General features: G+C 57.0%; 23 protein-coding genes. 19 read left to right on the forward strand and 4 right to left on the reverse strand.

Annotated elements, in window-relative coordinates; genetic code table 11:
- The first annotated feature begins 196 nt into the window (after positions 1-196).
- The 16 genes from HV041_RS18280 (at position 197) to phnP (ending at position 12,107) form a co-directional block, all read left to right on the forward strand.
- The gene (locus tag HV041_RS18280) at positions 197-532 is read left to right on the forward strand and encodes a zinc ribbon domain-containing protein YjdM (protein WP_003031835.1); all 336 of its coding nucleotides are present in this window, start codon (positions 197-199) and stop codon (positions 530-532) included.
- 140 nt (positions 533-672) lie between these two features.
- Positions 673-1,122 carry a VOC family metalloprotein YjdN gene (gene yjdN, locus HV041_RS18285; protein ID WP_048213876.1) on the forward strand — a complete coding sequence of 150 codons (450 nt, stop codon included), beginning with the start codon at positions 673-675 and terminating at the stop codon, positions 1,120-1,122.
- 132 nt (positions 1,123-1,254) lie between these two features.
- Positions 1,255-2,043: a phosphonate ABC transporter ATP-binding protein gene (phnC, locus tag HV041_RS18290; RefSeq protein WP_048213877.1), complete on the forward strand. Its 789-nt coding sequence runs from the start codon at positions 1,255-1,257 to the stop codon at positions 2,041-2,043.
- 155 nt (positions 2,044-2,198) lie between these two features.
- Positions 2,199-3,215 carry a phosphonate ABC transporter substrate-binding protein gene (gene phnD / locus HV041_RS18295; protein ID WP_048213878.1) on the forward strand — a complete coding sequence of 339 codons (1,017 nt, stop codon included), beginning with the start codon at positions 2,199-2,201 and terminating at the stop codon, positions 3,213-3,215.
- A gap of 104 nt (positions 3,216-3,319) precedes the next feature.
- Positions 3,320-4,099 (forward strand): phosphonate ABC transporter, permease protein PhnE, encoded by a 780-nt coding sequence (phnE, locus tag HV041_RS18300; protein WP_016155398.1) that lies wholly within the window; start codon positions 3,320-3,322, stop codon positions 4,097-4,099.
- Between the two features lie 20 nt (positions 4,100-4,119).
- A complete protein-coding gene (gene phnF / locus HV041_RS18305; RefSeq protein ID WP_101742861.1) occupies positions 4,120-4,845 on the forward strand; it encodes a phosphonate metabolism transcriptional regulator PhnF in 726 nt (241 codons plus the stop codon).
- On the forward strand, positions 4,846-5,298 hold the full coding sequence (gene phnG, locus HV041_RS18310; protein ID WP_121585351.1) for a phosphonate C-P lyase system protein PhnG: 453 nt from the start codon (positions 4,846-4,848) through the stop codon (positions 5,296-5,298). It begins immediately after the preceding gene.
- On the forward strand, positions 5,295-5,879 hold the full coding sequence (phnH, locus tag HV041_RS18315) for a phosphonate C-P lyase system protein PhnH (RefSeq protein WP_003031824.1): 585 nt from the start codon (positions 5,295-5,297) through the stop codon (positions 5,877-5,879). Before phnG ends, phnH begins: the two co-directional genes overlap by 4 nt.
- Positions 5,879-6,946: a carbon-phosphorus lyase complex subunit PhnI gene (locus HV041_RS18320; RefSeq protein ID WP_003031821.1), complete on the forward strand. Its 1,068-nt coding sequence runs from the start codon at positions 5,879-5,881 to the stop codon at positions 6,944-6,946. Before phnH ends, HV041_RS18320 begins: the two co-directional genes overlap by 1 nt.
- 46 nt (positions 6,947-6,992) lie before the next feature.
- On the forward strand, positions 6,993-7,784 hold the full coding sequence (gene phnJ / locus HV041_RS18325; RefSeq protein ID WP_237558121.1) for an alpha-D-ribose 1-methylphosphonate 5-phosphate C-P-lyase PhnJ: 792 nt from the start codon (positions 6,993-6,995) through the stop codon (positions 7,782-7,784).
- Positions 7,781-8,539 carry a phosphonate C-P lyase system protein PhnK gene (phnK, locus tag HV041_RS18330; RefSeq protein ID WP_048213884.1) on the forward strand — a complete coding sequence of 253 codons (759 nt, stop codon included), beginning with the start codon at positions 7,781-7,783 and terminating at the stop codon, positions 8,537-8,539. Before phnJ ends, phnK begins: the two co-directional genes overlap by 4 nt.
- 9 nt (positions 8,540-8,548) lie before the next feature.
- A complete protein-coding gene (gene phnL, locus HV041_RS18335) occupies positions 8,549-9,229 on the forward strand; it encodes a phosphonate C-P lyase system protein PhnL (protein ID WP_121585349.1) in 681 nt (226 codons plus the stop codon).
- The gene (gene phnM, locus HV041_RS18340; RefSeq protein WP_121585348.1) at positions 9,226-10,362 is read left to right on the forward strand and encodes an alpha-D-ribose 1-methylphosphonate 5-triphosphate diphosphatase; all 1,137 of its coding nucleotides are present in this window, start codon (positions 9,226-9,228) and stop codon (positions 10,360-10,362) included. Before phnL ends, phnM begins: the two co-directional genes overlap by 4 nt.
- A gap of 2 nt (positions 10,363-10,364) precedes the next feature.
- A complete protein-coding gene (gene phnN, locus HV041_RS18345) occupies positions 10,365-10,919 on the forward strand; it encodes a ribose 1,5-bisphosphokinase (RefSeq protein ID WP_003841102.1) in 555 nt (184 codons plus the stop codon).
- Positions 10,906-11,340 (forward strand): aminoalkylphosphonate N-acetyltransferase, encoded by a 435-nt coding sequence (gene phnO / locus HV041_RS18350; protein WP_048213888.1) that lies wholly within the window; start codon positions 10,906-10,908, stop codon positions 11,338-11,340. Before phnN ends, phnO begins: the two co-directional genes overlap by 14 nt.
- A gap of 8 nt (positions 11,341-11,348) precedes the next feature.
- On the forward strand, positions 11,349-12,107 hold the full coding sequence (gene phnP / locus HV041_RS18355) for a phosphonate metabolism protein PhnP (RefSeq protein ID WP_121585347.1): 759 nt from the start codon (positions 11,349-11,351) through the stop codon (positions 12,105-12,107).
- Between the two features lie 52 nt (positions 12,108-12,159).
- On the opposite strand, the gene HV041_RS18360 is transcribed toward phnP, so the two are convergent.
- The 4 genes from HV041_RS18360 to HV041_RS18375 form a co-directional block, all read right to left on the reverse strand.
- On the reverse strand, positions 12,160-12,501 hold the full coding sequence (locus HV041_RS18360; protein ID WP_048213890.1) for a HigA family addiction module antitoxin: 342 nt from the start codon (positions 12,499-12,501) through the stop codon (positions 12,160-12,162).
- 26 nt (positions 12,502-12,527) lie between these two features.
- Entirely contained in the window at positions 12,528-12,830 is a 303-nt protein-coding gene (locus HV041_RS18365; protein ID WP_046671374.1) for a type II toxin-antitoxin system RelE/ParE family toxin, read from the reverse strand.
- Between the two features lie 155 nt (positions 12,831-12,985).
- Complete coding sequence (yjdP, locus tag HV041_RS18370) at positions 12,986-13,315, reverse strand: DDRRRQL repeat protein YjdP (protein WP_048213892.1); 330 nt, start codon at positions 13,313-13,315, stop codon at positions 12,986-12,988.
- Positions 13,316-13,384: 69 nt separating this feature from the next.
- Positions 13,385-15,649, reverse strand: coding sequence for a hybrid sensor histidine kinase/response regulator (locus HV041_RS18375; protein WP_121585346.1), 2,265 nt, complete (start codon positions 15,647-15,649; stop codon positions 13,385-13,387).
- Between the two features lie 114 nt (positions 15,650-15,763).
- On the opposite strand from HV041_RS18375, the gene HV041_RS18380 reads away from it, so the two are divergent.
- From HV041_RS18380 to HV041_RS18390, 3 genes are all read left to right on the forward strand, one after another.
- A complete protein-coding gene (locus HV041_RS18380; protein ID WP_121585345.1) occupies positions 15,764-17,287 on the forward strand; it encodes a sugar ABC transporter ATP-binding protein in 1,524 nt (507 codons plus the stop codon).
- Entirely contained in the window at positions 17,280-18,275 is a 996-nt protein-coding gene (locus HV041_RS18385) for a ribose ABC transporter permease (protein WP_003031803.1), read from the forward strand. The genes HV041_RS18380 and HV041_RS18385 overlap by 8 nt, the downstream gene beginning before the upstream one ends.
- A gap of 88 nt (positions 18,276-18,363) precedes the next feature.
- Positions 18,364-19,305: an ABC transporter substrate-binding protein gene (locus HV041_RS18390; protein ID WP_003031801.1), complete on the forward strand. Its 942-nt coding sequence runs from the start codon at positions 18,364-18,366 to the stop codon at positions 19,303-19,305.
- The last annotated feature ends 24 nt before the right edge of the window (positions 19,306-19,329 follow it).

A 19,329-nucleotide genomic window follows, 5' to 3' on the forward strand; every position in this document is an offset into this window, starting at 1 on the left:
ACGTAGCAATTTCCCTTAAAAAATATTCCTTCTGGTTTTCATAGACGTGAAAGCAACCTGACGCCACAACAGATAGTTGGGCATAATTGGCCTGTAGCCCCGACAAAAGCAGGGATTTTATGTATAATTGCGGCCTTTTTCGGCAATCTGCCAATTTTGGGCGCTTTTGCCCCTGCTGACTTTTGAGGAAATCCACATGTCATTACCACACTGCCCACAATGCAACTCCGAATACACTTACGAAGATAACGGCATGTTCATCTGCCCGGAATGCGCTCACGAATGGAACGACGCTGAACCCGCTCAGGACAGCGACGAACTGATCGTTAAAGATGCTAATGGCAACCTGCTCGCCGATGGCGACAGCGTTACCGTAGTAAAAGATCTGAAGGTAAAAGGTAGCTCTTCCATGCTGAAGATCGGTACCAAAGTGAAGAATATCCGCCTGGTTGAAGGCGACCACAACATCGATTGCAAAATCGATGGCTTTGGCCCAATGAAGCTGAAATCTGAGTTTGTGAAAAAGAACTGATGCAAATTGCCTGACGGCGCTACGCTCATCAGGTCTACACCAGCTCATCTGCCAGGCGGGAAGCCCATACTTCCCGCCTGGTTTATTTATACAGACGATAACTACACTTAACTGGCTTCTCTTACTCTGAGGTAAAGATTATGCCGTTAAGTCCCTATATCTCCTTTGCAGGCAACTGCGCTGACGCTATCGCCTTCTACCAAAAAACGTTAGGCGCTGAGCTGCTCTACAAAATCAACTTCGGTGAAATGCCCAAATCGGCGCAGGACAGTGAAGAAGGTTGCCCTTCTGGCATGAAATTCCCCGATACCGCTATTGCCCACGCCAACCTGCGCGTTGCGGGCAGCGATATCATGATGAGCGATAGCGCCCCCGACGGAAACGCGCACTACTCTGGCTTTACGCTGGTGCTCGACACACAAAACGTCGACGAAGGTAAACGCTGGTTTGATAACCTGGCAGCAAACGGAAAAATCGAAATGGACTGGCAGGAAACCTTCTGGGCCCACGGTTTCGGTAAAGTGAGCGACCAGTATGGCGTGCCGTGGATGATCAACGTCGTCAAACAACAGCAACCCCCTACAGAGTAATCCAACGGGAGGCCAGCCCTCCCGTACTGTCATCAAATATCGCTCAACTCTTCATCGCCAAGTAACCTTCCTTTAACGAAAACGTCACATTGATCCGCCACGATGGGGCCACTTTTTTAGGGAGGCCGCATCATGCAAACGGTTATTCGCGTCGAGAAACTCTCCAAATCCTTCAATCAACATCAGGCGCTTAATGCGGTTGATCTGAATATCTGTGCCGGTGAGATGGTGGCTCTGCTTGGGCCGTCCGGCTCCGGCAAATCCACCCTTTTACGTCATTTAAGCGGTTTGATCGTCGGTGATAAATCGCCTGGTAGCCACATCGAACTGCTGGGTCGCACCGTTCAACATGAAGGCCGCCTGGCGCGCGATATCCGCAAAAGCCGCGCCCACACCGGCTACATCTTCCAGCAGTTCAATCTGGTGAACCGCCTGACGGTGCTGGAGAACGTCCTGATTGGCGCGCTCGGCAGCACGCCGTTCTGGCGCACCTGTTTTAGCTGGTTTACCGCTGAGCAGAAACAACGCGCGTTACAGGCGCTGACCCGCGTCGGCATGGCGCACTTTGCATATCAACGTGTTTCCACGCTTTCGGGCGGACAACAGCAGCGTGTCGCAATCGCCCGCGCGCTGATGCAGCAGGCCAAAGTCATCCTTGCCGACGAGCCGATTGCCTCGCTGGATCCGGAATCCGCGCGCATCGTGATGGACACCCTGCGCGACATCAACCAGACCGACGGCATCACCGTGGTCGTCACGCTGCATCAGGTGGATTACGCCCTGCGCTACTGCGAACGCATTGTCGCGCTGCGCCAGGGCAACGTCTTCTTTGATGGCAGCAGCCAGCATTTTGACAACGACCGTTTTGACCATCTCTACCGCAGCATGAACCGCGTCGAACAGAACGCGCAGGCTGCATAGTTCTTAAAAACCAGGCGTTATTGGCGCAGCCAGGCTGGAGACGGCCAGCGCGGAAAAACCGGAGCGTACACGCAGTACGTAAGGATTTTGAGCACTGCCCGGATTCAGGCTGGCAAGTGAAATAGCCTGGAACAATGACTAATTAAGGAAACGACATGAGCTATAAGACAGTTGCCGCGCTGGCTTTCACCAGCATGTTTAGCGTCAGTACCTTGTTAAGCCCGGCCCATGCCGAGGAGCAAGAAAAAGCGCTGAACTTTGGCATTATTTCGACCGAATCACAGCAAAACCTGAAGCCACAGTGGGAACCGTTCCTGAAGGACATGGAAAAATCGCTGGGCGTGAAAGTAAACGCCTTCTTCGCTCCGGACTACGCCGGGATCATCCAGGGCATGCGCTTTAACAAAGTGGATATCGCCTGGTACGGCAACCTCTCAGCAATGGAAGCGGTGGATCGCGCTAACGGACAAGTGTTTGCCCAGACCGTAGCCGCCGACGGATCCCCGGGTTACTGGAGCGTGTTGATCGTTAACAAAGACAGCCCGATCAACAACCTGAACGATCTGATCGCCAAACGTAAGGATCTGACCTTCGGCAACGGCGATCCCAACTCTACGTCAGGTTTCCTCGTCCCCGGTTATTACGTCTTCGCCAAAAACAACATCTCCGCCAGCGACTTCAAACGCACCGTTAACGCCGGGCACGAAACTAACGCCCTGGCCGTCGCCAACAAACAGGTGGATGTGGCTACCAACAACACAGAAAACCTCGACAAGCTGAAAACGTCCGCACCGGACAAGCTGAAAGAGCTGAAGGTTATCTGGAAGTCACCGCTGATCCCAGGCGATCCGATCGTCTGGCGTAAGAACCTCTCTGAAGCCACCAAGGACAAGGTGTACGACTTCTTCATGAACTACGGCAAAACGCCGGAGCAGAAAACCGTCCTGGAACGCCTGGGTTGGGCGCCGTTCCGTGCCTCCAGCGATCTGCAACTGGTGCCGATTCGCCAACTGGCGCTGTTTAAAGAGATGCAGGGCGTGAAGGACAACAAAGGGCTGAACGAGGAAGAGAAAACCAGCAAAACCTCGGCGCTGAAAGCACAGCTTGATGATCTCGACCGCCTGACCGCCGCCCTGGGTGCCATGACCAGCGTCACCAAAGCGGTGCAATAACCCTGATGCCCGGTGGCGCTTCGCTTACCGGGCCTACGATGTTTTGTAGGCCGGATAAGGCGCCTGCGCCGCCATCCGGCAATAACCGATGCACGGAGCCAAACATGCAAACCATCACCGTTGCCCCGCCCAAGCGTAGCTGGTTCTCGCTGCTGAGCTGGGCCATTCTTCTCGCCGTGCTGGTGGTCTCGTGGAAAGGCGCCGAAATGGCCCCGCTCACGCTGATCCAGGATTCCGGCAATATGGCAACCTTCGCTGCCGACTTCTTTCCACCTGACTTCAGTCAGTGGCAGGACTATCTCGGTGAAATGGCCGTCACGCTGCAAATCGCCGTCTGGGGTACCGCCCTCGCCGTGGTGTTGTCGATTCCCTTCGGTCTGATGTGCGCCGATAACCTGGTGCCGTGGTGGATTTACCAGCCGATGCGTCGCCTGATGGATGCCTGTCGCGCCATCAACGAAATGGTCTTCGCCATGCTGTTCGTGGTCGCCGTCGGGTTAGGGCCATTCGCCGGGGTAATGGCGCTGTTTATCCATACCACCGGGGTGCTCTCCAAGCTGCTTTCCGAAGCGGTAGAAGCCATTGAGCCCGGTCCGGTAGAAGGCATTCGCGCCACCGGAGCCAACAAAATTGAAGAGATTCTGTACGGCGTTCTGCCACAGGTCATGCCGCTGCTTATCTCCTACTCGCTGTATCGCTTTGAATCCAATGTTCGCTCGGCCACGGTAGTCGGCATGGTGGGCGCCGGTGGTATCGGCGTGACCTTATGGGAGGCGATTCGCGGCTTTCAGTTCCAGCAAACCTGCGCCCTGATGGTGTTAATCATCGTCACCGTCAGCCTGCTGGATTTCCTTTCCCAGCGTTTGCGTAAGCACTTTATCTGATTAGCGAGGCATTGATTGCTATGCACTTGTCTACACATCCGACCAGTTATCCAACGCGTTATCAGGAAATTGCCGCGAGACTTGAGCAGGAGCTTCGTCAACATTATCGCTGCGGTGACTATCTGCCCGCCGAGCATCAGCTTGCCGCGCGCTTCGAGGTAAACCGCCACACCCTGCGCCGCGCCATTGACCAGTTGGTTGAACGCGGTTGGGTTCAGCGTCGCCAGGGAGTCGGCGTGCTGGTGCTGATGCGCCCGTTCGATTACCCGCTGAATGCCCAGGCACGCTTTAGTCAGAACCTGCTGGACCAGGGCAGCCACCCCACCAGCGAAAAACTGCTGGCGGTGCTGCGTCCGGCCTCCAGCCACATTGCCGATGCGCTCAGCATAAACGAGGGCGATAACGTGATTCACCTGCGCACCCTGCGCCGGGTTAACGGGATCGCACTGTGCCAGATCGACCACTATTTTTCCGACCTCTCGCTGTGGCCGCTGCTGCAAGGCTTCAACAGCGGCTCACTACACGACTACCTGCGCGAACAATCCGGTCTGACGCTGCTGCGCACGCAAACGCGCATCAGTGCCCGCCGTGCGCAGGCCAAAGAGAGCAAGGTGCTGGAAATCCCCAATATGGCGCCGCTGCTGTGCGTGCGCACTCTGAACCACCGTGAAGGCGAAGAACAGGCGGCGGAATATTCCGTCAGCCTGACCCGCGCCGACATGATCGAATTCACCATGGAGCACTGAATGCATTTCGATACCGCCACTCGCCAGCGTTGGATGCGCGCGCTGGCTTACAGCAATGCCGATGCCCTGAATGCGCGTATCAAGGCGCTCAAACTAACGCCGGACTATGAGCTTATCCGCGCCCCGGAAAGCGGACTGATGCAGATCCAGGCCCGTATGGGCGGCACCGGTAATCGCTTCTTTGCTGGCGACACCACGCTCACCCGCGCGGTTATTCGCCTGAAAAGCGGGACGCTGGGCTACAGCTACCTGCTGGGTCGCAATAAACAACACGCCGAGCAGTGTGCGGTCATTGACGCATTGCTGCAGGAACAAACGCATTTCCAGAACCTCATGGAAACCTTAATTGCCCCGCTGGAAGCGGAACGCGAGGCGCTGATTAGCGCCCGCAGTGCCGAAGTCAACGCCAGCCGGGTCGACTTCTTCACGCTGGTACGCGGAGATAACGCATGACCTTACAGACCGCATTTAATTTACCCGTTCAGGATGCTCAGCAGAGCTTTCGTCGCCTGCTGAAAGCCATGAGCGAACCGGGCGTCATCGTCGCCCTGCATCAACTGAAACACGGCTGGCAGCCGCTGGGTCTGGCGACCACCAGCGTGCTGCTGACCCTGGTCGATGGCGACACGCCGGTCTGGCTGGCACCGTCGATGGATAACGATATCGCCCGGCAGAACCTGCGTTTTCACACCAACGCGCCGCTGGTGGATCAGCCACAGCTGGCGGCCTTTGCCGTCGCCGACGAACGTATCAGCAGCGAACAGCTTAACGCCCTCTCCGCCGGTTCCGCCGTCGCGCCAGAAACCAGCGCCACGTTGATTGTGCAGGTCTCTGGCTTAAGCGGCGGACGCATGCTGCGTCTGACCGGCGCGGGCATCGCCGAAGAGCGCATGATCGCGCCACAGCTGCCGGAATGCCTGATTCACGAACTCACCGAACGCCCGCATCCGTTCCCACTGGGGGTCGATCTGATCCTCACCTGTGGCGAACGCCTGCTGGCTATTCCGCGAACCACCCATGTGGAGGTGTGCTGATGTACGTCGCCGTCAAAGGGGGCGAAAAGGCGATAGCCAACGCCCACGCCCTGCAGGAAAACCGACGCCGGGGCGATGAGACCATTGCTGAACTGAGCGTGGCGCAAATCGAACAGCAGATGAACCTGGCCGTTGATCGGGTGATGACCGAAGGCGGCATCGCCGACCGCGAACTGGCTGCGCTGGCGCTCAAACAGGCCAGCGGCGATAACGTCGAGGCCATCTTTTTGCTCCGCGCCTACCGCACTACGCTGGCAAAGGTCGCTGTCAGCGAACCGGTTAACAGCGCAGAAATGCGCCTTGAGCGCAGAATCTCCGCGGTCTACAAGGATATTCCCGGCGGGCAGCTGTTGGGTCCAACCTATGACTATACCCATCGTCTGCTGGATTTTACCCTGCTGGCGAACGGTGAAGCGCCGCCGCTGCGCACCGCTGAGAGCGAACAAGATGCCTCCCCGCACGTCTTTTCCCTGCTGGCGAACCAGGGCCTGGCAAAACGTGAAGAGGATGATGGCGCGACACCCGACGACATCACCCGCACGCCGCCGGTTTACCCCTGCTCACGCGCTTCACGTCTGCAACAGCTGATGCGCGGTGACGAGGGATATTTGCTGGCGCTGGCCTACTCCACCCAGCGCGGCTACGGGCGCAACCACCCGTTTGCCGCCGAAATCCGTAGCGGCTATGTGGCACTGGAAACCGTACCGGAAGAGCTGGGATTTGCGGTGAACGTCGGCGAACTGCTGATGACGGAATGTGAAATGGTCAACGGTTTTGTCGCGCCAGAAAATGAATCCCCCCATTTTACCCGCGGCTACGGGCTGGTGTTCGGTATGAGCGAACGTAAAGCGATGGCGATGGCGCTGGTGGACCGCGCCCTACAGGCAGCCGAATACGATGAAACGGTCACAGGACCGGCGCAGGACGAAGAGTTCGTGCTGGCGCATGCGGATAACGTCGAGGCGGCGGGTTTTGTTTCGCACCTCAAACTTCCCCATTACGTCGATTTCCAGGCCGAACTGGAACTGCTCAAACGCCTGCAACAGGAGGCCACCTGTGACCACTAACCTCTCCGGCTACAACTTTGCCTATCTTGATGAGCAGACCAAACGCATGATCCGCCGCGCAATTCTGAAAGCGGTAGCGATCCCCGGTTACCAGGTACCGTTTGGCGGCCGTGAAATGCCGATGCCATACGGATGGGGAACCGGCGGCATTCAACTTACCGCCAGCGTGATTGGCGAGTCGGACGTGCTGAAAGTGATTGACCAGGGCGCGGACGACACCACTAACGCCGTGTCGATTCGCAACTTTTTCAAGCGCGTAACTGGCGTTAACACCACCGAACGTACGGAAGACGCCACGCTAATTCAGACCCGCCACCGCATTCCGGAAACGCCGCTAACAGAAGATCAGATAATCATCTTCCAGGTGCCGATCCCCGAGCCGCTGCGCTTTATCGAACCGCGCGAAACGGAAACCCGCACCATGCACGCGCTGGAAGAGTACGGCATCATGCAGGTGAAACTGTATGAAGATATCGCCCGCTTCGGTCATATCGCCACCACTTACGCCTACCCGGTAAAGGTCAACGACCGCTACGTCATGGACCCGTCGCCAATCCCGAAATTCGACAACCCGAAGATGGACATGATGCCGGCCCTGCAACTGTTTGGCGCAGGCCGCGAAAAGCGCATCTATGCCGTGCCACCTTACACCCGCGTGGAAAGTCTCGATTTCGACGATCACCCGTTTACCGTGCAGAGCTGGGATGAGCCTTGTGCCATCTGCGGCTCAACCCACAGCTATCTTGATGAAGTGGTGCTCGATGACACCGGCAAACGCATGTTTGTCTGCTCCGACACCGACTACTGCCGCCAACAGAGCGAGGCCCTCAGCCAATGACGCAACCGCTGCTTTCAGTCAATAACCTGACCCATCTCTACGCGCCGGGCAAAGGCTTCAGCGATGTCTCTTTTGACCTGTGGCCTGGCGAAGTGCTGGGTATCGTCGGCGAGTCCGGTTCTGGCAAAACCACGCTGCTGAAATCGATCTCTTCACGGCTGACGCCGCAGAGCGGTGAGATCTTATATCAGAACCGTTCGCTGTACGGCATGAACGAGGCCGACCGTCGCCGTCTGCTGCGCACCGAATGGGGCGTGGTGCATCAGCATCCGCTGGATGGCCTGCGCCGTCAGGTCTCCGCCGGCGGCAATATCGGCGAACGCCTGATGGCCACCGGCGCGCGTCATTACGGCGAGATCCGCGCCACCGCACAGCGCTGGCTGGAGGAGGTGGAGATCCCCGCCTCGCGTATTGACGACCTGCCAACCACCTTTTCCGGCGGCATGCAGCAGCGCCTGCAGATCGCCCGCAACCTCGTCACCCATCCCAAACTGGTGTTTATGGACGAACCCACCGGCGGGCTGGACGTTTCCGTACAAGCCAAGCTGCTGGACCTGCTGCGCGGCCTGGTGGTGGAACTGGATCTGGCGGTGGTGATTGTCACCCACGATTTGGGTGTGGCGCGTCTGCTGGCAGACCGTTTGCTGGTGATGAAGCAGGGTCAGGTGGTGGAAAGTGGGTTAACCGACCGCGTGCTCGACGACCCGCACCATCCGTACACCCAGTTGCTGGTGTCGTCCGTTTTGCAGAACTAAGAGGCTCAAATGATCCGCGTTGAAAATGTCAGTAAAACCTTTGTCCTGCATCAGCAAAACGGCGTGCGTCTGCCGGTGCTGCAAAACGCCACGCTGGAAGTGAAAAACGGCGAATGCGTGGTGCTGCACGGCCATTCCGGCAGCGGTAAATCGACGCTGCTGCGCTCGCTGTACGCCAACTACCTGCCGGATGAAGGACACATCCACATTCGTCACAGCGATGAATGGGTGGATCTGGTGCAGGCTCCGGCGCGCAAAGTGCTGGAAGTTCGCCGTTCAACCATCGGTTGGGTAAGCCAGTTTCTGCGCGTGATCCCAAGGGTTTCCGCGCTGGATGTGGTGATGCAACCGCTGCTGGATCTGGGCGTCCCCCGTGAGGCGTGCGCCGCCAAAGCGGCCAATCTTCTTACCCGCCTGAACGTACCAGAACGACTGTGGCACCTGGCACCGTCGACCTTTTCCGGTGGCGAACAACAGCGCGTCAACATCGCCCGCGGGTTTATCGTCGATTACCCAATTTTGCTGCTCGATGAACCCACCGCCTCGCTGGACGCCAAAAATAGCGCCGCCGTCGTCGCATTGATTGAAGAAGCAAAAGCCCGCGGCGCGGCAATTGTCGGTATTTTTCACGATCAAACCGTGCGCGACCGCGTAGCGGATCGTCTGCATCTGATGGGAACAACAGCATGATTATCAATAATGTAAAGCTGGTACTGGAAGATGACGTGGTGCAAGGATCGCTGGAAATCGAGGGCGGGATTATCCGTGCCTTTACTGAGAGTCAGAGCCGTTTACCAGAGGCGCTGGACGGCGAAGGCGGCTGGCTGCTGCCAGGGCTTATCGAGCTGCATACCGACAATCTCGACAAGTTTTTCACCCCGCGCCCGAAGGTAGACTGGCCTGCCCACTCGGCGATGAGTAGCCACGACGCGCTGATGGTCGCCAGCGGTATTACCACCGTGCTGGACGCGGTGGCGATTGGCGATGTGCGCGACGGCGGCGACCGCCTGGAAAACCTGGAGAAAATGATAAATGCGGTAGAAGAGACGCAAAAGCGCGGGGTCAATCGCGCCGAGCACCGTCTGCATCTACGCTGCGAACTGCCGCATCACACCACCCTGCCGCTGTTTGAAAAGCTGGTCGGCCGCGAACCGGTGACGCTGGTGTCGCTGATGGATCACTCGCCAGGCCAGCGTCAGTTCGCCAATCGTGAGAAGTACCGCGAGTACTATCAGGGCAAGTATTCACTGACCGACGAACAAATGGCCCGCTATGAAGAAGAACAACTCACCCTGGCGGCACGCTGGTCACAGCCCAACCGCTCGGCCATTGCCCAGATGTGCCGTGAACGGCAGATTGCACTGGCGAGCCACGATGACGCCACCCACGATCATGTCCTTGAATCGCATCAACTTGGCAGCGTGATCGCCGAATTTCCCACAACTTTCGAAGCCGCCGAAGCCTCACGCCAGCATGGAATGAACGTGCTGATGGGCGCACCTAACATCGTGCGCGGCGGTTCTCACTCCGGCAACGTGGCTGCACATAGGCTGGCTGAGCTGGGGCTGCTGGATATTCTCTCCTCCGACTACTACCCCGCCAGCCTGCTCGATGCGGCATTTCGCGTAGCGGATGACGACGCTAACCGCTTTACGCTGCCGCAGGCTATTCGTCTGGTGACCCGCAACCCAGCGCGGGCCTTAAATCTCGACGATCGCGGCGTTATTGCCGAAGGGAAACGCGCGGATCTGGTGCTGGCACACCGCAAAGGCGGCAACATCCATATCGACCACGTCTGGCGTCAGGGCAAAAGGGTATTCTGACTATGGGTAAACTGATCTGGCTGATGGGACCATCCGGCTCCGGTAAGGACAGTCTGCTGGCAGAATTGCGCCAGCAGGAACCGGCGCAACTGCTGGTGGCGCATCGTTACATCACCCGCGCCGCCAACGCCGGGAATGAAAATCATATTGCGCTAAGTGAACCAGAGTTTTTTACCCGCGCCGGGCAGAACCTGCTGGCGCTGAGCTGGCATGCCAACGGCTTCTACTACGGCGTCGGCGTGGAGATAGACCTCTGGCTGCACGCTGGTTTTGATGTGGTGGTCAACGGCTCGCGTGCGCATCTGCCCCAGGCACAGGCCCGTTATGGCGCTTCTTTGCTTCCCATTTGCTTACAGGTTTCTCCGGCAATTCTCCGCCAGCGCCTGCAGGCGCGTGGGCGGGAGAGCGAAACGGAAATCGCCGCCCGTCTTGAACGCGCAGCCCGCTACGCCCCGTATGACTGCCACGTCCTGAATAACGATGGTAGTTTGCTACAGTCTGTCGATACACTGCTCGCACTGATGGGACGCAAGGAGAAGAAACATGTCTGTCTGTGAATTACGCCGCGCCACGCTCTACGATACCGATGCGGTTTACGCGCTCATCTGCGAGTTGAAGCAGGGTCAATTCGACCTGCAGGCTTTTAGCGCTGGCTACGCCGCCAATCTGCAGGATCCGAATATGCACTACCAGCTGGCGCTGCTCGAGGGACAGGTCATCGGATTGATCGGCCTGCATTTGCAGTTTCATCTGCACCACGCTAACTGGATTGGTGAGATTCAGGAACTGGTAGTGATGCCACAGGCACGAGGGCTAAGCGTTGGCAGCCAGCTGCTGGCCTGGGCCGAAGCCACTGCGCGCGAAGCGGGGGCGGAAATGACCGAGCTTTCCACCAGCACGCAGCGTCTTGACGCGCACCGTTTTTACCAGCGCGAAGGCTATACCATGAGCCATTTTCGCTTCACCAAACCGTTGTAGGGGGAGCCATGAGTCTGACCATTACGCTGACGGGAACGGGCGGCGCACAGCTGGTGCCGGCATTTGGCTGTGACTGCGCGGCCTGCCAACGGGCGCGCTTACAGGCGCAATATCGTCGACGCCCTTGTAGCGGGGTGGTCAAATTCAACGACGCGGTGACGCTGCTGGACGCGGGGATCCCCCATCTGATGGACGACTGGCCGGCAGGCAGTTTCCAGCAGTTCCTGCTCACTCATTACCATATGGATCATGTACAGGGACTGTTTCCGCTGCGCTGGGGGGTGGGAAAAACGATCCCGGTGTACGGCCCACCGGATGAACAGGGCTGCGACGATCTGTTTAAGCATCCCGGCATTCTTGATTTTAGCCAGACCGTCGCGCCGTTTGTGGTGTTCGATTTACAGGGATTGCAGGTGACCCCTTTACCGCTCAACCACTCTAAGCTGACGTTTGGCTATCTGCTGGAGACCGCGCACAGCCGCGTGGCGTGGCTCTCTGATACCGCCGGACTGCCCGACAAGACGCTGAAGTTTCTGCACAATAACCAACCGCAGGTGATTATCATCGACTGCAGCCACGCCCCGCGTAGCGAGCCACCGCGCAATCACAGTGATTTAAATACCGTTATCGCGTTGAACGACGTTATCCGCTGTCCACGGGTGATCCTGACCCATATCAGCCATCAGTTCGACCTGTGGATGATGGAAAACCAGCTTCCCGCAGGGTTTGAGGCAGGATATGACGGAATGGAGATTATGCTGGAGTAAGGAAATTTGCCGGATGCGATGAAAACATCTTATCCGGCCGACAAGACGACAGTCAGGCGACTTTTTTAGACTCGCTATTTCGCTGAGCGATAAAATCTTTAACCGAAACAATGCGGTTCAGTTCTTCTTGCGCCCGCATGTCATTTTCAACTTCCCACAGGTCAACCGCCGCCTGTAAGTTACGCCAGAAATCAACGGAGGTATCGAACGCTTTGGCCAAACGAAACGCCATATCCGTTGTTAATTTGCGATTATTGTTGACCAGTGCGCTCACCGTATTGCGATGAACATGCAGTATTTCAGCCAGATCGTTAATTTTCAGTTCGAGCGGCTCCAGGTATTCATATTGCAGGATATCACCCACAGTCGTTGGTTTTCTGGTTGCCTGTTTCATATCGTTACCTTAGATTTTCTCTAGTTCTAGTAGATGTGTGGATCTAAGTACACATCTTCGGCCTTACCGTTAACCCATTTAAATATTAATCGGTACTGCTTGTTTACTCTGATTGAAGAATATTCCTGTAATTTTCCGGTTAACTCTTCATATCTGTTACCGGGTGGCGAGCGCAAATCCCGATGCGAAACAGCCGCATTAATGATATCCAGCTTTCTGGCTAATGCAGTATGAATATCCGCTGGTATTTTTCTGTGCGATGTCGCCCGCTCAAAAAAATCTTCAAGCCATGTATCCCGAAAGCTCCTGATATTTAATGATTTAGACATTCCATTGCCGGCTCCTTTTCCATAAGCATAGAGAGATTATAATGCATACATGCACTGTGCTCAAGTGCATGCATTGACATAAAATGGCGAGATGTTGAGCTGACAGCTAAATCCCTTACAGAGGATAAAATATTCTTACATTTAGATAGTTACAGTTAACGATCGTAATCTTCTTCCATTCTGCGTTCTTCGTCTTCTAACTGACGCCGTTCTTGATCAAGCTGGCGCTGACGGTCATCCAGTTGGCGACGTCGATCTTCAAACTGGCGTCGCCTGTCATCATACTGCCTGCGCCGATCGTCACTCATCTGGCGTTCCCAGCCATTGTCGCGGGCGTCGTCGTAATCCCGCCCGTTATCGGGTTTGTATGCGTCGTTAATCGCCTGCTGAATATTGCCGATGGCTTCATCGATAATATCGGCCTGCGCCGAAACGGTGGTCACCATTAGCAGACTGAAAAGAAAGAATGTCAGGGAGCGTTGCATCAAACCCGCCTCATCAAGAAACACACCCCACGGTAATCAAAGCGTATTTGCGCGGGTAGCGGAGGAATCTCAATTACGTGCGAGTCGCAGCGCCTGCGCCAGTTCTCCTCGGGTAAACGGTTTACGCAATAGCGCCACATCCGGCAGCGCCGGGTTATGCGCCGGACGTAAATCCTGACCGCTAATCAGCAGAATGGTGAGCTGGGGGTAGTGCTTCAGCGCATGGTTGACGACATCCACCCCACTTAACCCTCCAGGCAGCATTAAGTCGCTGATAAAAATATCAATCTCGGAGGAAGCCGCCAGCATATGCAGCGCCTGTTCGCCGTTGGCGGCCTCCAGCGTCAGATAGCCCAGCAGATGCAACTGCTCACACAGCGTCTGGCGCACGTCGGCCTCATCTTCGAGCACCAGTACCAGCTTTTCACCACTGTTCGCCGCATGTTCCGCTATCGGTTCTGCCTGAATCTGTACCGGCACAACGGCGCGGGGAAGCTGTAACCGGACCGTGGTTCCCTGCCCCGGCGCGCTTTCAATCTCCACCCGGCCACCGGACTGGCGCACAAAACCGTAAACCATCGACAGCCCCAGCCCACTGCCGCTGCCGGTCTGTTTGGTGGTGAAAAAGGGCTCGAAGACCTGCGCTTTCACTTCCTGCGACATCCCACTTCCCTGGTCGGCTACCTCCAGCATCACCATGTCCTGCTTACGCCCATCGCTGCGCGTAACCCGTTGATTCCAGGTGCGGATTTTAATCGTGCCCGTCTGCCCGTCCATGGCGTCACGGGCGTTCATCACCAGATTGATAATGGCGTTTTCCAGTTGGCTGACGTCAATCCACGCGGGCCAGGCCGGAGACTGGGCTTCAATTTCCAGCGTCAGCGTGGCGGGTAGCGAATGACGCATCAACTCTCCCAGATTCTCCAGCAGCGTTTTCAGCTCTACCGCGTGCGGATGCAAAGACTGTTTGCGCGAAAAAGCCAGCAGCCGCTGGGTCAACAGCGCACCACGTTCAGCCGCTTTAAGCGCCCGATTGACCCGTGGCGCGTCGGGAGAATCCGGATCCACCAGATCCAGACTGCCGATAATCACCGCCAGCAGGTTATTAAAATCATGCGCTAATCCGCCCGTCAGCTGTCCTACCGCCTTCAGTTTCTGACTGTGCAGCAGCGCTTCCTCCAGCCCCTGACGCTCGGTGCGGTCGATTTCCATCTGCGTGGTTTTTTCTTTCAGCAGCCGGGTGGTGTGTTCGAGCGACGCCGTATTGCGAGCAAAGACGCTAAAGGCACGCGCCAGCTCGCCCAGCTCATCGCGCCGTTGCAGGGCCGGGACGCTGACGTCTGATTCCCCATGCGCCAGCCGGGTCATCGCCCGCGAAATGGCTGTCAGGTTGGAACCGAGATTGCGGTAGATATACCACCCGGCAAAACCGGTGATCACCACCGCCAGCAGCGCAAACGCCAAAATAAACAACGCGCCGGATTGCAGTTCCCGATGACTTTGCGCCACCCGCTGTTCGGAGATAATCGCCACCTGCGAGACATACTGGTTGATATCACTGTTGAGGATCGCCACCAACGCTTTGATGTGGAACATATACCAGCTGATCGCCAGATCGCTTTGTTCCAGTGCCGACGAAAGCGGCTCCAGCTTATGCAACTCCTGGTTGAAATCGTTGAGGATGTTGCTAATCAGGAGGTTGCTGGTTTGCAGAGGCAGCGCGGGCATCACCTCGTCCAGTTGTTTGATCACCGAACGCGGCGTGGGCGTGTCGATGGCGGCAACAATTAAGCGGTCTATTTGTCCCAGCAGCACATCGTCCTGCGCGCCGGTCAGCTTTTGCAGATGACGTAAATAGCTTTGATTCTGATACAGCGAACTGAGCAACGCGTTACGTTCCAGGTGCCGCCGCTGACCGCGCTGCAACATCCCTTCTACGCTGCTTTGTAGCTCCTGGCTGCGCTGGATAATTCGCTCGACCAGCACCGGCTCCTGCTGCGCCAGCGGTGCGGTAGCCAGTTGTTCCAGCGACTGCTTCAGCGCCCGCTGCGTCTCCTGCAGCCGCTCCGCTTCCCCTTTGTATTCCAGCGCCCCGACTACCTGCGACAACCGCACCGCCGCTGTCGCCACGTTCGCCGTATCACGCGCCAGATTCATGCTGCCGGTCATGTCGTCAACGGTTTGCTGCTGCACCTGCTCCTGGATCTGGCTGGCATGCTGAAATCCCAGCACCGCCACACCGCTGACCATCAGCGTGACCGCCACCACCAGCAGATTAAAGAACAGTAATCGTCCACGCGCACTGGCAAAAAAGTGACGTCCCGGTTGCGGCATATCACGCTCCGTGAAGAAAAATCGCAATATGACAAATATGAACGGCTTCTGACATTTTGCATTTACATTCCTGTGATGGACTGCTGATATCGGCCACCCCACAGGAGATCCGCCATGAGCAGGACACCGGTTCTGGAGATGCGCAACATTGCCAAAGCGTTTGGCAAATTTTATGCGCTGAAAGGGGTCGATTTAACGGTCTGGCCGGGCGAGATTCATGCCCTGATGGGTGAGAACGGCGCGGGGAAAAGCACCCTGATGAAGATCCTCGCGGGCGCCTATACCGCCACCAGCGGTGAAATCCTGATTGACGGTCAGCCGTTCCACATTCGTGGGCCAAAAGATGCGCTCAGCGCAGGCATCACGCTGATTTACCAGGAGATGCAGCTCGCGCCGAACCTGACGGTGGCGGAAAATATCTTTCTTGGCAGCGAGCTGTCGCGCGGCGGTCTGGTCCAGCGTAAAGAGATGGTCATGCAGTCGCAGAAAGTCATCGACCGACTCGGTGCCCAGTTTAAGGCCAGCGACCGTGTGATGACGTTGACCATCGCCGAACAGCAGCAGGTTGAAATTGCCCGCGCCCTGCACCGTAACAGCCGTATTCTGGTGATGGATGAACCCACCGCCGCCCTCTCCTCCCGTGAAACCCACCGCCTGTTTGAACTGATCATGCGCCTGCGCGATGAGGGGATGGCGATTATCTACATCAGCCACCGCATGGCGGAAGTGTACGAACTCTCGGACCGCGTCAGCGTCCTGCGCGACGGGCAATATGTTGGCAGCCTGACCCGCGACAAGCTCAACGCCTCGGAGCTGGTGCGCATGATGGTGGGCCGTCCGTTGAGCGATCTGTTCAACAAAGAGCGCGACATTCCTTTGGGTAAAGCGCGCCTTAACGTCCACCACCTGACCGACGGCCATAAAGTCCAGCCGTGCAGCTTACTGGTACGCTCCGGGGAGATCGTCGGCCTGGCCGGCTTAGTCGGTGCCGGGCGTTCTGAACTGGCGCAGCTGATTTTTGGCGTGCGCAAAGCCATCGGCGGCATGATTGAAGTGGACGGTGAACCGGTGGTGATCCACTCCCCACGCGAGGCGATTGACCACGGCATTGGTTTTCTGACGGAGAACCGCAAAGAACAGGGATTATTTTTAGAGCTGGCAGCGGCAGAGAACATCACCATGGCGACGCTGGAACGTGACGCCACCTGGGGCATGCTCGATCGCAAAAAGGCGCAGGCGATTTCCGATGACGCCATCAAATTGCTCAATATTCGCGTCCCGCATGCGCAGGTCCGCGCAGGCGGCTTGTCCGGCGGCAACCAGCAAAAGCTGCTGATTTCGCGCTGGGTGGCGATCGGCCCACGCATTTTGATCCTCGATGAACCGACGCGCGGCGTGGACGTCGGTGCCAAAAGCGAGATCTACCGGATCATGAACGAGATGGCGCGCAAAGGCGTGGCGATCCTGATGATCTCCAGCGAACTACCGGAAGTGGTCGGGATGAGCGATCGCGTGTACGTCATGCGCGAAGGCAGCATTGCCGGCGAGCTGAACGGGCAAAGTATTACCCAGGAAAATATTATGACGCTGGCAACCGGCGTGAACGACTCCCATCATCAGGCGGTGTCCCATGAATAATCCAACCACTCCCCAGCAGGTGGCGAAATCCGCCTCCGCGAAAAAAATGCTGATGAGCGATCTGATGCAAACGGTCGGTATCTTGCCGATTCTCATCCTGATTGTGGCGGTATTTGGCTTTATCGCGCCTAACTTTTTTACCGAAAGCAATCTGCTGAATATTACCCGTCAGGCGTCGATCAACATCGTGCTGGCCGCTGGCATGACCTTCATTATTTTAACCGGCGGCATCGACCTTTCGGTTGGCTCCATTCTCGGCACCACTGCAGTGGCAGCGATGGTGGTTTCGCTGATCCCGGAATTTGCCATGCTGTCAGTCCCTGCTGCACTGTTGCTCGGCATGGTGCTGGGGTTGTTTAACGGCGCGCTGGTCGCTTTTGCCGGCCTGCCGCCGTTTATCGTCACGCTTGGAACCTATACGGCACTGCGCGGCGCTGCCTATCTGCTGGCGGATGGCACGACGGTGATTAACTCCAACATCAGCTTTGAGTGGATCGGTAACAACTATCTCGGTCCGGTTCCGTGGCTGGTGGTCATTGCGCTGGCGGTGGTGGTGGTGTGCTGGTTCATTCTTAGGCGCACAACGCTCGGCGTTCATATCTATGCGGTTGGCGGCAATATGCAGGCCGCGCGCTTAACCGGGATCAAAGTGTGGCTGGTGCTGCTGTTCGTCTACGGCATGAGCGGTTTGCTCTCAGGTCTTGGCGGGGTGATGAGCGCCTCGCGACTGTACAGCGCCAATGGCAACTTAGGTATGGGTTACGAACTGGACGCCATCGCGGCGGTGATCCTCGGCGGCACCAGCTTTGTTGGCGGGATCGGCACCATCACCGGCACGCTGGTGGGGGCGTTGATCATTGCCACGCTCAATAACGGCATGACGCTGATGGGCGTCTCCTATTTCTGGCAATTGGTGATCAAAGGGGCGGTGATCATCATAGCGGTGCTGATCGACAAATACCGTACCCGACACCATCAAAGTGCATAGACAAGCTTACTGGCCTACTCATTCGTAGGCCTGATAAGCGCAGCGCCATCAGGCGTATAACAACAATACCCTACGTGAGGAAACGAGTATGCGTTTGAAGCCATTAGTGACCGCGCTCTGTGCTGGCGCCCTGCTTGCTGCAGCTCCATTTGTGCAGGCAAAAGAACTGAAATCCATCGGCGTTACGGTGGGCGATCTGGCCAACCCGTTCTTCGTGCAGATCACCAAAGGCGCGGAGCTGGAAGCACGCAAACTGGCAGGTGATAGCGTTAAAGTAACGCTGGTTTCCAGCGGCTACGATCTGGGGCAACAGGTGTCGCAAATCGACAACTTTATTGCCGCCAAAGTCGACATGATTATCCTTAACGCCGCCGACTCCAAAGGCATCGGCCCGGCGGTTAAACGCGCGAAAGACGCCGGGATCGTGGTGGTTGCCGTTGACGTAGCGGCGGAAGGCGCAGACGCGACCATTACTTCCGATAACACTCAGGCAGGCGAAATGGCCTGTAAATACATTACCGACCGTCTGAAAGGCAAAGGCAACGTCGTCATCATCAACGGGCCACCGGTATCTGCCGTCCAGAACCGTGTGGAAGGCTGCCAGACCGAGTTTAAACGCCACCCTGACATCAAGGTGCTGTCATATAACCAAAATGCCAAAGGCAGTCGCGAAGGCGGGCTGGAGATCATGACCGCGTTGCTGGCGGCGAATCCGAAGATCGACGGCGTATTCGCCATTAACGATCCCACGGCGATCGGTGCCGATCTGGCGGCAAAGCAGGCGCAACGTAGCGAATTCTTTATTGTCGGCGTAGACGGCAGCCCGGACGGCGAAGAAGCCCTGAAGCGCGAAAACTCACTATTTGTGGCGACGCCAGCACAAGATCCGCAGGTGATGGCTGCCAAAGCGGTCGAAATCGGTTATGACATATTACAGGGGAAACCCGCCCCGAAAGAACCCGTGCTGATCCCAGTGACGATGATCGATAAAAACAACGTCGGCAGTTATAAGGGTTGGACGGTGAAATAAGTGCTGGGCCGCCTGATACCTCTC

Source organism: Citrobacter sp. RHBSTW-00029, assembly GCF_014104295.1.
GTDB lineage: Bacteria > Pseudomonadota > Gammaproteobacteria > Enterobacterales > Enterobacteriaceae > Citrobacter > Citrobacter youngae.

Bases quoted from the DNA above. Each gene is read 5' to 3' on its own strand.
- phnL (WP_121585349.1), top strand. From the start codon at position 8,549: ATGATCCGCGTTGAAAATGTCAGTAAAACCTTTGTCCTGCATCAGCAA.
- yjdN (WP_048213876.1), top strand. From the start codon at position 673: ATGCCGTTAAGTCCCTATATCTCCTTTGCAGGCAACTGCGCTGACGCT.
- HV041_RS18360 (WP_048213890.1), bottom strand. From the start codon at position 12,501: ATGAAACAGGCAACCAGAAAACCAACGACTGTGGGTGATATCCTGCAA.
- phnN (WP_003841102.1), top strand. From the start codon at position 10,365: ATGGGTAAACTGATCTGGCTGATGGGACCATCCGGCTCCGGTAAGGAC.
- HV041_RS18390 (WP_003031801.1), top strand. From the start codon at position 18,364: ATGCGTTTGAAGCCATTAGTGACCGCGCTCTGTGCTGGCGCCCTGCTT.
- HV041_RS18375 (WP_121585346.1), bottom strand. From the start codon at position 15,649: ATGCCGCAACCGGGACGTCACTTTTTTGCCAGTGCGCGTGGACGATTA.
- phnC (WP_048213877.1), top strand. From the start codon at position 1,255: ATGCAAACGGTTATTCGCGTCGAGAAACTCTCCAAATCCTTCAATCAA.
- yjdP (WP_048213892.1), bottom strand. From the start codon at position 13,315: ATGCAACGCTCCCTGACATTCTTTCTTTTCAGTCTGCTAATGGTGACC.
- phnK (WP_048213884.1), top strand. From the start codon at position 7,781: ATGACGCAACCGCTGCTTTCAGTCAATAACCTGACCCATCTCTACGCG.
- HV041_RS18385 (WP_003031803.1), top strand. From the start codon at position 17,280: ATGAATAATCCAACCACTCCCCAGCAGGTGGCGAAATCCGCCTCCGCG.
- phnO (WP_048213888.1), top strand. From the start codon at position 10,906: ATGTCTGTCTGTGAATTACGCCGCGCCACGCTCTACGATACCGATGCG.
- phnM (WP_121585348.1), top strand. From the start codon at position 9,226: ATGATTATCAATAATGTAAAGCTGGTACTGGAAGATGACGTGGTGCAA.
- phnJ (WP_237558121.1), top strand. From the start codon at position 6,993: ATGATCCGCCGCGCAATTCTGAAAGCGGTAGCGATCCCCGGTTACCAG.
- HV041_RS18365 (WP_046671374.1), bottom strand. From the start codon at position 12,830: ATGTCTAAATCATTAAATATCAGGAGCTTTCGGGATACATGGCTTGAA.
- HV041_RS18380 (WP_121585345.1), top strand. From the start codon at position 15,764: ATGAGCAGGACACCGGTTCTGGAGATGCGCAACATTGCCAAAGCGTTT.
- phnG (WP_121585351.1), top strand. From the start codon at position 4,846: ATGCATTTCGATACCGCCACTCGCCAGCGTTGGATGCGCGCGCTGGCT.
- HV041_RS18280 (WP_003031835.1), top strand. From the start codon at position 197: ATGTCATTACCACACTGCCCACAATGCAACTCCGAATACACTTACGAA.
- phnF (WP_101742861.1), top strand. From the start codon at position 4,120: ATGCACTTGTCTACACATCCGACCAGTTATCCAACGCGTTATCAGGAA.
- HV041_RS18320 (WP_003031821.1), top strand. From the start codon at position 5,879: ATGTACGTCGCCGTCAAAGGGGGCGAAAAGGCGATAGCCAACGCCCAC.
- phnP (WP_121585347.1), top strand. From the start codon at position 11,349: ATGAGTCTGACCATTACGCTGACGGGAACGGGCGGCGCACAGCTGGTG.
- phnE (WP_016155398.1), top strand. From the start codon at position 3,320: ATGCAAACCATCACCGTTGCCCCGCCCAAGCGTAGCTGGTTCTCGCTG.
- phnH (WP_003031824.1), top strand. From the start codon at position 5,295: ATGACCTTACAGACCGCATTTAATTTACCCGTTCAGGATGCTCAGCAG.
- phnD (WP_048213878.1), top strand. From the start codon at position 2,199: ATGAGCTATAAGACAGTTGCCGCGCTGGCTTTCACCAGCATGTTTAGC.